The organism is Streptomyces herbicida, from assembly GCF_032656585.1.
Classification (GTDB): domain Bacteria; phylum Actinomycetota; class Actinomycetes; order Streptomycetales; family Streptomycetaceae; genus Streptomyces; species Streptomyces herbicida.
In genome coordinates this window covers 78,554-91,665 of the sequence record NZ_JAUYWJ010000022.1, presented here as the reverse complement: position 1 = coordinate 91,665, position 13,112 = coordinate 78,554, and the positions used below count along the sequence as shown (strand labels likewise).

Annotated in this window: 14 protein-coding genes and 4 pseudogenes; 10 read left to right on the top strand and 8 right to left on the bottom strand. The window is 68.3% G+C overall.

What is annotated here, in order from left to right; translation table 11 throughout:
* Positions 1–12: 12 nt before the first annotated feature.
* From Q8A52_RS36605 to Q8A52_RS49480, 5 genes and pseudogenes are all read left to right on the top strand, one after another.
* Positions 13–822, top strand: coding sequence for a carbohydrate ABC transporter permease (locus Q8A52_RS36605; RefSeq protein ID WP_316759557.1), 810 nt, complete (start codon positions 13–15; stop codon positions 820–822).
* Positions 819–1,907, top strand: coding sequence for an ABC transporter ATP-binding protein (locus tag Q8A52_RS36600; RefSeq protein ID WP_316759555.1), 1,089 nt, complete (start codon positions 819–821; stop codon positions 1,905–1,907). The genes Q8A52_RS36605 and Q8A52_RS36600 overlap by 4 nt, the downstream gene beginning before the upstream one ends.
* Before the next feature lies 1 nt (position 1,908).
* Complete coding sequence (locus Q8A52_RS36595; protein ID WP_316759553.1) at positions 1,909–2,988, top strand: ABC transporter ATP-binding protein; 1,080 nt, start codon at positions 1,909–1,911, stop codon at positions 2,986–2,988.
* A 319-nt stretch (positions 2,989–3,307) separates the two neighbouring features.
* On the top strand, positions 3,308–3,640 hold the full coding sequence (locus Q8A52_RS36590) for a putative quinol monooxygenase (protein WP_316759550.1): 333 nt from the start codon (positions 3,308–3,310) through the stop codon (positions 3,638–3,640).
* Between the two features lie 379 nt (positions 3,641–4,019).
* Positions 4,020–4,186 (top strand): annotated as a pseudogene (locus tag Q8A52_RS49480) (ATP-binding protein); the annotation flags it as partial.
* Between the two features lie 100 nt (positions 4,187–4,286).
* Here Q8A52_RS49480 and Q8A52_RS36585 read toward each other — a convergent pair.
* Together Q8A52_RS36585 and Q8A52_RS36580 are read right to left on the bottom strand one after the other, a co-directional pair.
* Positions 4,287–4,922, bottom strand: a pseudogene (locus Q8A52_RS36585) (LLM class flavin-dependent oxidoreductase); the annotation flags it as partial.
* Positions 4,923–5,007: 85 nt separating this feature from the next.
* Positions 5,008–5,823 (bottom strand): class I SAM-dependent methyltransferase, encoded by an 816-nt coding sequence (locus Q8A52_RS36580; protein WP_316759788.1) that lies wholly within the window; start codon positions 5,821–5,823, stop codon positions 5,008–5,010.
* A 326-nt stretch (positions 5,824–6,149) separates the two neighbouring features.
* Here Q8A52_RS36580 and Q8A52_RS36575 point away from each other — a divergent pair, with 326 nt between their 5' ends.
* On the top strand, positions 6,150–6,437 hold the full coding sequence (locus Q8A52_RS36575) for a transposase family protein (RefSeq protein WP_316759548.1): 288 nt from the start codon (positions 6,150–6,152) through the stop codon (positions 6,435–6,437).
* 222 nt (positions 6,438–6,659) lie between these two features.
* Here Q8A52_RS36575 and Q8A52_RS36570 read toward each other — a convergent pair whose 3' ends face one another.
* Positions 6,660–7,229 (bottom strand): carbonic anhydrase, encoded by a 570-nt coding sequence (locus Q8A52_RS36570; protein WP_316759545.1) that lies wholly within the window; start codon positions 7,227–7,229, stop codon positions 6,660–6,662.
* A 349-nt stretch (positions 7,230–7,578) separates the two neighbouring features.
* On the opposite strand from Q8A52_RS36570, the gene Q8A52_RS36565 reads away from it, so the two are divergent.
* A complete protein-coding gene (locus Q8A52_RS36565) occupies positions 7,579–7,728 on the top strand; it encodes a hypothetical protein (RefSeq protein WP_316759543.1) in 150 nt (49 codons plus the stop codon).
* A gap of 375 nt (positions 7,729–8,103) precedes the next feature.
* On the opposite strand, the gene Q8A52_RS36560 is transcribed toward Q8A52_RS36565, so the two are convergent.
* From Q8A52_RS36560 to Q8A52_RS36540, 5 genes and pseudogenes are all read right to left on the bottom strand, one after another.
* Complete coding sequence (locus Q8A52_RS36560; protein ID WP_316759540.1) at positions 8,104–9,141, bottom strand: glycoside hydrolase family 18 protein; 1,038 nt, start codon at positions 9,139–9,141, stop codon at positions 8,104–8,106.
* A 90-nt stretch (positions 9,142–9,231) separates the two neighbouring features.
* A pseudogene (locus Q8A52_RS36555) lies at positions 9,232–9,459 on the bottom strand (M4 family metallopeptidase); the annotation flags it as partial.
* A gap of 97 nt (positions 9,460–9,556) precedes the next feature.
* A pseudogene (locus Q8A52_RS36550) lies at positions 9,557–9,637 on the bottom strand (hypothetical protein); the annotation flags it as partial.
* 663 nt (positions 9,638–10,300) lie between these two features.
* Positions 10,301–10,519 carry a hypothetical protein gene (locus Q8A52_RS36545; protein ID WP_316759535.1) on the bottom strand — a complete coding sequence of 73 codons (219 nt, stop codon included), beginning with the start codon at positions 10,517–10,519 and terminating at the stop codon, positions 10,301–10,303.
* A 619-nt stretch (positions 10,520–11,138) separates the two neighbouring features.
* Positions 11,139–11,546, bottom strand: a complete 408-nt coding sequence (locus tag Q8A52_RS36540) for a hypothetical protein (protein WP_316759533.1) — start codon at positions 11,544–11,546, stop codon at positions 11,139–11,141.
* A 216-nt stretch (positions 11,547–11,762) separates the two neighbouring features.
* Between Q8A52_RS36540 and Q8A52_RS36535 the strand changes: the two genes are divergently transcribed.
* The 3 genes from Q8A52_RS36535 (at position 11,763) to Q8A52_RS36525 (ending at position 13,059) form a co-directional block, all read left to right on the top strand.
* Positions 11,763–12,050 (top strand): hypothetical protein, encoded by a 288-nt coding sequence (locus Q8A52_RS36535; protein ID WP_316759530.1) that lies wholly within the window; start codon positions 11,763–11,765, stop codon positions 12,048–12,050.
* 52 nt (positions 12,051–12,102) lie between these two features.
* Positions 12,103–12,462: a hypothetical protein gene (locus Q8A52_RS36530; RefSeq protein ID WP_316759527.1), complete on the top strand. Its 360-nt coding sequence runs from the start codon at positions 12,103–12,105 to the stop codon at positions 12,460–12,462.
* A gap of 357 nt (positions 12,463–12,819) precedes the next feature.
* Positions 12,820–13,059 carry a hypothetical protein gene (locus Q8A52_RS36525; RefSeq protein WP_316759525.1) on the top strand — a complete coding sequence of 80 codons (240 nt, stop codon included), beginning with the start codon at positions 12,820–12,822 and terminating at the stop codon, positions 13,057–13,059.
* Positions 13,060–13,112: the final 53 nt, after the last annotated feature.

Here is a 13,112-nt window from a genome sequence, read left to right as displayed (position 1 = left end):
TTCAAATACACCGTGATCGCACTGTGGGCCTGCTTCGTCGCGGGACCGTTCTTCTGGGCGATGACGACCAGTTTCAAGAACGCCAACGCGGTCCAGGGCGGTCCCACCTACATTCCCTGGGTGCAGTACAAGCCCACCCTCACCGGCTGGCGCAATATCTTCGGCGGAGCCGGTGGTGTCGATGTGATCGATCCCTTCATAAACAGCGCGATCATCACCATCGCCGCGTCCGCCATCAGCCTGGCCCTGGGTTCCCTGGCCGCTTACGCCCTGTCCCGCTACCGGTTCAGGCTGGGTTTCATCAAAAACAGCGACATCGTCTTCTTCTTCGTCTCCCAACGGATCATGCCGCCTGTCGTCCTGGTGATCCCCTTCTTCTACCTCCTGCAGTGGGGCGGCCTCCTGGACACCATCCCGGGCCTGGTCATCGTCACGGTTGCCCTGCTGCTGCCGATCGCGGTCTGGGTGATGGTGGACTTCTTCAACGGCATCCCTCGGGAGATCGACGAAATGGCGATGCTGGACGGCTGCCCCCCGTTCCAGACCTTCGTACGAGCGATCCTGCCCAACTCCCTGCCCGGGCTGACCGTGGCAGCGATGTTCTGCGCCGTGTTCGGCTGGAACGACTTCTTCTTCGCCTTCCGGCTGACCTTCACCGAGGTCCAGACCCTGCCTCAGACGGTCGTCGCCCTCAACTCCTCCATTCCGCCCTGGTGGACGCTGTCCGCCGCCGCGCTGTTCGGCGTGGCACCGCTGATCCTGCTCGCCCTCTGGGTCGAGCGCCTACTGTCCAAGGGGAACCTGTCGGGAGCTGTCCGATGAACCTGAGTGCCACTGATCTGTGCCTGACCGTCGACGGCGTCAACCACCTCAAGAACGTGACCGCGGCCTTCCAGCCGGGACAGCTCCATACCGTCATCGGCCGGACGATGGCCGGCAAAACGACGCTGCTACGGGTGCTGGCCGGACTGCAGGAGGTGGACTCCGGGTCCCTGACCCGGGCGGGAACGGACTTCCTGAAGACATCGGTGTGGCGGCGCGACACCGCCATGGTCTACCAGCAGTTCATCAACTACCCGCATCTCAATGTGTTCCAGAACGTGGCCTTCCCGCTGAAGCGGGCCGGGCTGTCACGGGACGAGATCCAGCGGCGGGTCCGGCAGAGCCTGGCCCGTGTGGGGCTCGCGGACTTCGAGAAGCGCAAGCCCTCCCAGCTCTCGGGCGGCCAGCAGCAGCGCGTCGCGATGGCTCGCGCCCTGGCACGCGGTACCGGCATCCTCCTGCTCGACGAGCCGCTGGCGAACCTGGACTACAAATTGCGCGAACAACTGCGCGACGAATTCAAGACCCTTTTCTCGGACCAGGGCGACACAATCGTCATCTACACGACGACCGAACCCGCCGAGGCAATGATGCTCGGAGACGTGGTGCTGGTCATGCATGAGGGGCAGATCCTCCAGACCGGCACCCCGCAGGAGGTCTTCGAACGCCCAGCAACCACCACCGTGGCGTCCATCATCAACGACCCGCCCATGAACATCTTCGCGGGCCGGATCGAGGGCGGCCAGGTCACGGTGGCCGACTTCCAGGCCACGCACATCTCCGCGCACCTGGCCGACCTGCCGGACGGGGCCTACCAGTTCGGTCTGCGTGCCACGGACGTCAGCCTGGCCTCCAGCGGGGTCGAGGGCGAGGTCACCTTCGTAGAGATCTCCGGTTCCGAGACCTTCGTCCACCTGGTCGTCGGGGAAACCCCCTTCGTCGTCCAGATCGAGGGCATCCACGACGTCGCCCTCGGCGACCTGGTCAGACTGCGACTTCGCCCCGACCGGCTGTTCGCCTTCGATGACACGGGGACGCTCATGCGGACGCCTTCATACGATCTCGCTTCAATGGAAAGGCGTTGATATGGCGCAGTTGGACATCGTCGACGTCGGGCACGCGTACGCCCCGGGTGGCGAGGAAGAGCGGTGGGCCCTCAAGCCGCTGAACCTGACCTTCGAGTCGGGCAAGACCTATGCGCTGGTCGGACCCTCGGGCTGCGGCAAGACGACGCTGCTGAACATCCTGTCCGGCCTGGTCAGACCATCCCAGGGACGGGTGCTGTTCGACGGCGTCGACGTCACCACCCTTCCCACGAAGGCCCGCAACATTGCCCAGGTCTTTCAGTTCCCCGTCATCTACAAGTCGATGACGGTCTACGAGAACCTCGCCTTCCCGTTGCAGTGTCGGCGCTGGGACAGGGCGAGGATCGACGCCAAGGTCCAGCAGGTCGCCGAGGCCCTGGACCTGCACGACCGGCTGGGACACCCCGCCCGCGGGCTCACCGCCGACGACAAGCAGCTGATCTCGCTCGGCCGTGGCCTGGTCCGCGACGATGTGGCGGCCGTGCTGATGGACGAGCCGCTCACAGTCATCGACCCGCAGATGAAGCACTCGCTGCGGCGCAAGATCCGTGAGATCACCGAGCAGTTCAGGCCCACGGTGATCTACGTGACGCACGACCAGTACGAGGCGATGAGCTTCGCCCAGGAAGTGCTGGTCATGAAGAATGGCCGTGCCGTGCAGCAAGGCACCCCGGAGCAGCTCTTCGAGGCTCCCTCGTCCACTTACGTCGGCTACTTCATCGGCTCACCGGCGATGAACTTCCTGACCGTGACCCGCGACGACGGGCCCCTCACGCTGGATGGCCGGGCGTTGTCCGTCGCCTGGGACATCCCGGGTAGTGCGACCGACGTTCAGGTGGGGGTCCGGCCCGAGTACGTCAAGGTCGTCACGGACCCCGGTCCCAACACCTTCCCCGCCAGACTGCGGGGTGTCAGGGACCACGGCGCGCAGCGCGTGCTTGAGGTCGAAGTGGCCGGTCAGCTCGTGAGGGCCAAAACGCCGCGGGAGGAGGGCGTCCCGGCCGGCGAGGAGATCTTGGTGCATCTGCCGCGCGCCAAGGTCCTTCCGTACGTGGACGGTCAGTTGGTACTCCAGTCCTGACAACCCATCGGACGGCCGCGCCACCTGACCATACGCCACTGCGGCTCACCGAGGCCGTGTGGCGAAGTGCCGCGACACGGCCGCTCTCCTGAGCCCGCGGGCCGGCGACGACAGGTCGAGATTGTACGATCTTGTCGCCATGAGTCCTGGTGACACCACCGGGAAGCGGGTACAGCCGCGCCCGCCCGCGGACCGGCAAGTCGCCCCGGCCCGCCACGTACACAACGCCTGCTGGACGCGCCACCGCCACCGGAGCGGCCGTTTCCCCGCCACGCCACACACAGCGAAAACCAAGTACAGACATCAGCGAAGGAATCACATGATCTTCATCACCGCCAAGTTCCGGGTCCGCCTCGAGGATGCCGACCGCTGGCCCGAGATCACCGCTGACTTCACCCGGGCCACGCGCGCCGAGCCCGGATGCCTCTGGTTCGACTGGTCGCGCAACGTAGAGGACCCGACCCAGTACGTCCTGGTCGAGGCCTTCCGCGACGATGCGGCCGGAGCCGCGCATGTGCAGTCCGCCCACTTCAAAGCTGCGCAGCAGACGCTGCCGCCCCATTTGCTCGAGACGCCGCGCATCGTGAACGTGACCGTTCCGCAAGACGACTGGTCGCTGCTGGGAGAGATGGCAGCCCCCAACCATGAGTAGTCGCCAGCGAGCCATCCACCCGCGGGATGGCCGCTGCGCCTCCCCGTTGCGCCCGCTGCAACCGTGAAGGCACGGCGGGGCGAGGCCGGTCACTCGGACACCGAGGCCGACCGGACTGCCAGCGGCGCACAGCGGCCCCGTTCACGACGTCACGGTGATCGCGGCTGAGCTGCCGTAGGTTCTCCTGCCCCTGAGTGCGCAACTGCTGAGGTGAGGCCAGTGCCAACCAGACACCGGGCGATCCCGGCGCGGCCCACCTCAGCGGCTCGGCGCAGCCGTGTCACTGCCGGATCCTGGGTACGCCGGACGCCGGACATCGAGGCCCGGCAGGTCCACGGAGCCGTACCCCAGCCGGCTGACCGTGACATCGCCGGGCGTCCCCCCGCACATCCGGCGGGCGTTGACCCGTCTGATCCCCCCGCCAAGGCACAACGCTGGGACTCGGCCGAAGTCGTGAGGGTTCTCCTCGCCGAGGAGGCCGCCCGGCGGGACGCGGCAAATCTCCGTACTCGCCGCGAGCGGGCCAGCTTCCCTGCCAGCAAGACGACTGCACGTCTCGCACCTCACCTCTTGCGCCACTCCCCGGCCAGCAACTCGTAAGACCGCACCCGGTCCGCGTGGCCGTGGGTGATCGTGGTGATCAGCAGCTCGTCGGCGCCGGTGAGATCACCGGTCGGCCCTGCGGGCTGCGCGGGACGTTGAACTGTCCCTGGATGTCGAAGTGCCGGCCCTGGTGCACGAAGGCTCCGGCCTGCGCGTCCCGCAGGAAGGTGCCGGTCCCCCGGTCGGCGACGATCTCGTCCCCGTGCCAGGAGTCGAAGAGCTCGATCGCGGTGGTGAGGAACTCCTTCGCGCGGGAGTAGCGCTCCTCCTGCGGGAGGAAACCGCCGCGGCGGAAGTTCTCGCCGGTGAAGGCGTCCCAGGACGTCACGACGTTCCAAGCGGCGCGTCCGCCTGAGAGGTGGTCGAGGCTGGCGAACTGGCGGGCCACCTTGTAGGGCTCGTTGAAGGTGGAGTTGATGGTGCCGGTCAGGCCCAGCCGTTCGGTGACGGCAGCCAGCGCCAACAGGACGGTGAAGGTGTCGGGGCGCCCCACCACGTCCAAGTCATAGATCTGGCCCCCCTGTTCGCGCAGCCGCAGCCCCTCCGTGAGGAACAGGAAGTCGAACTTGGCGCGTTCGGCGGTCCGGGCGAAGTGCGCGAACGAGCTGAACTCGATGTGGCTGCCTGCCCCGGGGTCGCTCCACCTGGTCGGTGCGGCCCAGGATCGGCGGCTCAACATCGCCGCGGGTACGTCCGTGCGCTTCGAACCTGGTCCACTCATCAGGCCCCCTTGGAATCGATCATCTAGGGAACCGGGAGGCGCTCTACCGGCGGACCGCCGAGATCAGTCCGCCGGGCCGCTCCTCGCGCTGCGGCGGGGTGCTGATCGGGCGGCCGTAGGCGGCAGCGCGCTCGCGCAGGGTGTGGCTGTGGGCCTCCCAGCCGTGCCCGGCCAGCCAGCCCACCGGGTCGTCGGGCATCTCCGAGACCCAGATGGACGCCGCCGATCCCGGCACGGCATCCGCGCCGAAACGCTCGATCAGGCCGCGCGAGCCCAACGTCAGCCCCATCCGACTGCCTGCCGCCGACTGCGCGCTGATCCGGGCCAGCAGTAGCTCCACCGCGTCCTCGGGCAGATAGATCAGTAGTCCTTCGGCGATCCACACGGTCGGCACGGCCGGGTCGTGCCCTGCGGCGGCCAGCGCGCCTGGCCAGTCCTCACGCAGATCCACCGCGACGGTGATCCGCTCGCAGCGTGCGACGGCCCGCTCCTGGCGCAGCACCGAAGCCTTGAAGTCCAGTGGCGCAGCGGTGTCGACCTCGAACAGCCGGGTGCCTTCGGGCCAGTCCATCCGGAAGGCACGGCTGTCCATGCCGGCGCCGAGCAGCACGACCTGCCGGACCCCGGACGCGGAGGCCTGCTGCAACAGGTCGTCGAGGAACTTCGTCCTGATGACGATGGAGAACGACACGGCCAGCCGGCGGCGTCGCGCGGCCTCGTCATCGGGCAGCGGCGGCGAGGAGGGCCACAGGCCGCCGGCGGTGGCGAAGGCCTGTGCCAGGGGGTCGCGGAACAGCGCGTTCTCCCGCTCGGTCTCCAGCGCCCGCACCCTGGCCACCCCCACCGCCGTGGCCCACACTCCCGACGGCTGCACCCGCTCCTGCTCATCAGTCACCGTTCCAGCCTAGAGGGCTTGATGAGTGGAGCCAGGTTCATGCGCGGCCGGCCAGTCATGCGCGCACTGACCGCCTACGACCACTAAAACCACCATGAGGCGAAGATCAACAGTCACCCTGTGTACGCGACCACACGAAGAGGACCAGAGCCCGAGAAGGTTCTGGCACAACTTCTGTGCAACGACCACTGTGAGCCACGGCTGGGTACCTTCAGGCGCCTTTGAAGTCGCCCGAAAATGATCCGTGGTCAAAGTGGTTGGTCTGACGGTTCGGGGCCCTGGAAGAGTTCGTGATCCGGCTGGAGGAGCTGTTGTTCCCCTCGCCGGGGGACGTCGCGGTGCTGTCGGTGGACGTGGATATTGAGATCGTGCGCGTCGACCCGCAGTGCACCGCGGCTGGCGCCACCTGCCCGGGATGCGGGGCCTGGTCGATCCGGGTGCACTGCTCCTACCTGCGGTTCCCAGGGGATGTTCCGAGCGCCGGCCGGAGCGTCGTACTCCGGCTCCGGGGCCGGCGGTTCCGCTGCGAAATCGGCGTGTGTCCGCGGCGCACCTTCGTGGGCAAGTCCCCGGCCTGACCCGCAGAAATGGCCGGCGCACCGAGCGGCTGCGTTCGACCCTGGCCGCAGTCGGCCTCGCCCCGCCGCCACCTTCCATCGCCCTCTTTGATGCACCGCCATGACTGAGCGTCACTCGGCACGGAAGTTGAGCCAGACCCCGTATTTCGACAGCACGCCTCGGGAAGGCGGTCCGGTCGCCCGTCACCGGCCTGTCAAAGCCATCCGTCTCGTGCGACCGGTTCAGGAAGGCGCGCCGGACAGGACTTCCACCTTGCCGGTGTCGAGCGAGTAATAGGCGCCGACCACGGCTAGGGCGCGCTTTGCGACGAGGGGGGCGAGGTCCTGGTTGGAACGCAGCTTGGTGGCGGTCAACGTGACCTGGGCACGGGCCATGGTCTCGACCGGGTCGGTGCCGCCTTCCCGGGCTGCCTGATCGTATGCCGGCTGCAGAGCCTTGACGATCGCCTGCAGGTTGCCGGGCAGCGGTTTGCCGTCATGAAGGGACTTGTACGCCGCCTTGACGGCGCCGCAGCGCTGATGCCCGAGGACCACGATGAGCGGGGTGCCACTGGTCATAGGCCCGTACTCGACGGAACCAGTGACCACCGGGTCGGCCGTCTCCCCGGCCGTGCGCATCACGTAAAGATCACCCAGCCCCGTGTCGAAGAGGAGTTCAGGCGGGACTCGGGAGTCGATGCACGAGAGGATCGCCCCAAAGGGCTGTTGCTCCTGGGCGACGAACTGACGCCTGTTCGGGTCCCGGTCGGGGTGTTGAAGGTCTCCGCTCACCCAGCGCTCGTTGCCTTCCATCAGTCTCGCCAATGCCGCGGAGGGTGTGGTCGGGCGCGGGCTCGGCGAAGCGCTGGCCGCCGCCGGGAAGGCCCTCGTCGACGAGCACCCTGAGAGCGCTGCGGTGGCGCCCACAAGTCCGCCGGCGAGCAGTGCTCTACGGTCCAGACGTCCTGCTCTGTCCATCGGTCGTTCCCCTCGATGCCGCTCAGACACGCCCCTGCGCCGTGACCAGGGCAATTGTTCAGCGTGGTATGGGTGGCATGAAGCAGGCGCAAGCGGGCGGGCGTCACGTTGCCACAGACAGCCCACAGACCGGCTCGGGCGGCGGCGTGAGCGTCTGTGCCGGGACTCCGCCCAGCAGTCGCGGGTGGCCGCGCTGCGGGACCGGGAGCAGGGCCTGGCGGTCACGATCGTCATCCACGTCTACTGCGCCACGCTCGGGCCCAGCGAGCGGCCGGGGGCGAGGGACGCGCTCAAGCACGCTCCGAAGCAGGAGCCGGAGGAGCAGGGCAGCTGAACTGGCTGGGGCCGCTGTCAGGGGCTGCGCCCCCTGACCTGAAGCCGGACGCTGTCGGCGCATCAGCAGCCGGGGCTCCGTCCCAGCGACCTCACGCTCGGGATGGAGCCCCTACGCATACCCTGGCAGTGTTACGTCTGCCGAAGAACGTTTTCCGCCTGCGGTTCCTTCGGCCCCTGCGTCACCGTCGGCAGACAGCAGTTCTCCAACAGCATCCCGAAGCCGGTCGGGGCTGCACGAGCGCCCAGGGTGGACATCGCTGCCCAGGCGCGCCCATCGCGCCCAGTTCGCCCGTTGCCAGGCCAGGAGCGAAGGCGGTGCGGCGCCTACGAGCGCTGGGCTGTCGGTTCCTGGCGGCACCTGCCCTCAATCCTGCTAACCCCGGTAGGTTTCCAGGGCCTTACTGAAGGCGAACGGCTTCTGCTGCACGCCGCTGCACGGGGGCTTGGCTCCGTCGGCCGACTCGGCGCCGTCCTGACACTGTTTGTCGCGGTTGATCGAATCCATGGACAGCCGGCCCAGATGCTTGGAGTTGGCGAAGGCGACCAGCGCCTTCGCGTCCTCCAGCGTGAACGTCCGCCTGCCGAAGTCGTTCACGCCGATGCTCGGAGTGACGGCGAGTGCCTTCCATGCCTGCGCCTGCGACAGTCCCAAGGTGGAGGTGAGCTGCCCCTGGGCGGCAGTGGCAGCGGTGGTCGTGTACTTCAGCAGGTCGCCGTCGGTGGCGGTGTCGCCCGGGTTGCCGGTCACGGCGTTCACCGAGGAGATTTTCACGCTCTTGGCCTTGGCGTCGGCCAGCACCTTGAGGCCGTTCGGAGTGAAGCCGCCCGGCAACGCGGGCAGGCTGATCGACACATCCAGGCCCGGGTGACTCTTCTGCAGCCGTGCAATGGCCTGTGCGCGTAGGGAGTTGAGCGTCGGCATGTTCAGGACGTATCCCTGAACGTCGAAGTCGACCTTCGTGATCTTGTACTTGTCGATGATCTTCGCGTAGGCGGCCGCCAGTTGCGCCGCGGAAGAACAGTTGGGCGTCAGGTCGCCACCGTCCCCTCCGAAGGAAACCCGCACGTCGCCACCCGCCTGGCGCAGCTGCTCCAGCTTCGCGAGGACGTCGTCTCCGCCCTCGGCGGCGCAGCCGGTCCCGCGTTTGAGATGACCGACCGTGAAGTGTTTGACTCCGCTCTCCTTCGCCGTGGCGACGAGGTCGAGCGGAGAGCCGTCGGCGATGTCGACGAAGGGCGAGAATGCTTCGGTCTGCGAGTCGGCCGGCCGGGCGCTGTCGTCCTTTGCCATGTCGCGGGCGGCCTGTGCGCTGTTCGGCAGGACCGCGGCAGCGCCCGCGGCGATGGCGCCGCCGACGAGGAGACCGAGGACTACCTTCTTCTTGTGGTGTGCACTGCGATGCTGGTTCATCTCAAATCCCTTCCATGCGCCAATGCGGTGACTGCGATGTAGGGTTGCTCCGCCGGGAGCGGGGCAACCTGTCGGCATCTGACGGCCTCGTCAGTGACGGCCCTCCGGGGTGTTGGCGGCGGTCACGTTGACCGCGGCCCAGGCCCGGTCCACCGTCCTGTACTCGGTGCTGCTCGCGCCGTACAGGTCCTTGACCGCCTTCAGTGTCGCGACGCGTGCGCCGTGGAAGTCGGTCGTGGAGACCATGTAGCGGGTCGGCGCCCGGTAGAAGATCGCCGTGGGCTTGGTCCGGCCGATGCCCTTCACCGGCAGGCCGTCGTTGCGTCGGCGTCAGCTTCGCCTTGGTGGTGGGCTTGACCTCGGGGCCGGCGGCACGGGTGACGCCCGTGTACGCCAGCGCGTGGTCGAGGTGCACGACGAGGTCACCGCCGAGGACCGGCATGCCCTGGTGGGTGAGTGCGAACCGGACGTGGCGCGAGCCCTCGGGGTCGAGCATCACGTCCTGGGCCCGCAGTACCTCACCCTTGGTGAGGCCGGTCGCCGCGGCATGGGCCATGGCGGCCGTGCGCGCGGCCTCCGCCACAGCAGCGTCAGAGGTGCCGGTCGACGACACGGCGTGATCCGTGGTCGGAGTGGGAGAGCCGAGCGCCGTGGCACCCAGGCCCGTAACAGCCGTCGTGACCCCGAGGGCGACCGCCAGGCTGCGTATCTTGGTTCTGCGCACTCTTGGGTTCCTTTCGTACGGATGGGTGTCGGATCACCCACCGCGCTGAGGCATGGCGCGCACCTGAGGTTGGTAGGGCCCGGAGCCGGAGCATGAGGCAGCGACTCCGGGTGTTGCTGTGAAAGCGCCGGTGACGCCGCGATTGACCGACGCGGGTCGCGCGACGGACGAACGCGGCCGGCCTGGTCGCCCGTGTTGGTCCGCCCTGCCACGCGTAAGCACTTCGCAGTGCCGGCAGGTGCGGTCGGATCTAAGTGACGCCGTTCCAGGGGCCCTTCGCTGGGACCGGTCACTTGGCCGGGTCACTCGATCGAAGCAGCAACGAATGTCTACCCGGAACCGACCTGAGGATGAGATGGACGCCGACGATCGTCACGATCAAACCCCGCTCCGGAACTGGGCGGCCGGCCCAACCGACCGCTCAGGAAAACGGAGTCATGGGCCGGCCCAGCCCGGACGGACCACCACCGCCGGGAATTTGACCGCCCCGCCACGGTCGAAGTGCAAGGCGAACATGACGAGGTCACCGGCCTGCCAGGCTGCGTTCGCCGGTACCGTCACATCAAGGCTGTACGGCGGCATGGCGAGGCTGCTTCCGACCGGGACGGAGACCAAGGCCACCGTCCGCGCGGAGGCCGTCCGAGCACCGGTCATGCGGTGGCAGCTCAGGGACGCCGTCGACAGCGGCGGATGTCACATCAACCAGCCGGTCCGCCGAGCCGCCGCTGTTGGTGATCCGGAAGAACGCCGCCGTGTCCAGGGTGTTTCCCGACCAGCAGGAAAACACGTCCCTTGGGTGACCGAAATCCGCACCGGGCTGCCCGCGTTGCCCTCAGCGACCCATGTGCTGGGCCCTCCGAGAGCCACGACGCAGGCCCCGACCGGGGCAATCGCGCCGAGCGGGGCATCGATCACACAGCGGTGGGTCGGCCGCCAGGAACTCTCCTCGGCCATCGCGTGCGGCTCCGGAAGGGCGAGGGCTGCCAGGTGCGTAGCCGCAGGCCGTTGGCGACGACCAGGACAGAGCTGGCGGACATGGCGGCCGCGACGAGCCCGCGACGAGCATCGCGTTGAGGAGGCCGACCACGGCTGGCGGTGTCGGCGCGGCCCCACCACCCGTATGTCGCCGTTGCTGACCACCGCGCGGAGCTCGAGCACGGCCTAGGCGCCGGACAGGCTCCGAAAGGCGCCGGTGATGTCCATCCGGTCCTTCGCCGAAGGGGCCTGCAGGGCGCTGAGGGCGCCCCCTGTAGCAGGAGGCGCCCTCAGCGTGTCATCCGATGCTGCCGTACTCCACGGGGAAGTCCGGGGGCCAGGGCTGACTGAAGTCGAACAGGGATGGGTCCTCGAACTCGCGGGCCGCCTCGCGCCACGCGGGTCCGCCGGAGATGACGAAGCTGTCCCCGTCCGGTTCGATCATCCAGGTGAAGCCCGCATCGTCCGCGACGAGGTCATGACGCTCCTTCAGCACCGCGAACTCCGCCCCCGACGCCCGGCGGACGTGGATCCCCTTCTCGTAGATGGGCTTGAGCAGCATGAGCTCCACATGCCCGAAGTACACCTCGACCCGGGTGTCCGTTTCGTCGATCGCGGTGGGCTCGCTGCGCAGCAGCAGCTGCCGGTGCGACGCCGCGAAGCTGACCACCCGGAACAGACGTCCCTCTCGTACGAAATCCGGCATTCTTTGTGCTCTTCCTGTCCTCGGGGTCTTCGGGTCGCTGGGCCCAGTCCGGCTTCCGCATGTCTTCGACGAGGCTCGGTAGCTTGTCACCCGGCTTTGTGAAGTTCCAGTCGACGGCGTCGAAGTCCCGACGTCCAAGCATCACCTTGAGACGCGGCGTCGCCACTTCTCACGCGGTGCCGCACAGCCTCTCGTACGTTAGCGGTGGCTGCCGTCATGCTCGTCCCGCTGTCCCTGGTTTCGCCTGCTGCGCAAGCGAATCCCGTCAAGCCCGCGGTTCTCAAGCCGGACGCGCTCGACGGCAAGACCAAAGGGCACATCGTCAAGTGGTGCGCCCCGCACGTACCCTTCGCCAACATCCCGTTGCGCTGCGGCAACGCCACCGGCTTCGGCTTCGGCTTCGGCTTCGGCTTCGGCTTCAATCCACGCGAAGCACTGGACCCCTACGGGGGCATCATCACCGCCTACCACGAAAAGCTCCCGGCCGGCGCCCGACGCTGCTGACCGGACGCGGGGACGGAGCACACACCGCCCGTCCCCGCACTAACCTCCCGGTATGACCGCCACGTCCTTCTCGTCCGCCCGCGCCGCACAGATGACCGCTGATGCGCTGCGCGGGCGCTCCATCGACAGCCCGCAGGCTGGCACTATCCACGTCGTCGACGTCACCGCAGACGGGAACAGCTGGCCGATCCGCATCCGGTTCACCACCCGTGCCGACCAATGGCCGGCCCACCGGACGCGGGAGACCACCTTCGAGCCGGCCGACGTCACCGACGAAGGCGAGCCCTGCACCGGCGAGTTCAGCGACGCCCCCGCACAGGAACTGGCCGCGAACGCCCTCATCCTGCTCCTGGAGTACCTTGCCACCGGCCCCGGAGGGGGCATCCGCGAAGTCGACAACCCCTCAACCTGAACCCGCCTCGCGACACCCCGCAGCCGCTGTATGGACCGTCCCGGACACCGAAGCGGAGACATCGTCGTCGGCCAATGCGCCGCCACCAAGTGGTGCTCCTAGGCACGGCGGGGCACGTGTGCGGGAGGAGGCCGTCGCCGGGCACAGGGCCCGCTCGCCCACGAGGGAGGGCACTTCACCCGCACCGTCAAGGACGGAGCACCCGGGTGGGCTCCTGCGTCCCGTTCCTGACCGGCCGTGGAGGCCCTGCGGCCGCCACGACGGCGTCCGGTCCCCTCCTCTCCCTTTTCACGGGACGGGGTGCCCGGGCTGGCGGTGGCGGCAGTGTGGGCGCCGGCCGAAGCGGTGGTGCGCCGTATGGCGGTCAAGGCATCGGCCCAGCGGATGGCCCTCGAGCTCGTCCCGACCCGGCACTTCGACCCCAGCCTGGAGGAGACATTCCGCCGCGGAATGCAGCTCGCCCGGGCCTCCACCAGCATGCCGTGGCGGGTGCCACGCCGGGCGACGACGGTGCAGATCCGGCTGCGGGCGGGGCACCGCGGTGCTCGCGTGCCCGCGGCCCTGGTCACCTACGCCACGATCTCGCGGTCACCCTGACGCTCGCCCAGGACCCGCGGCCCGTCGGGCCCTCGGACGCTGTCGCCCCTCTG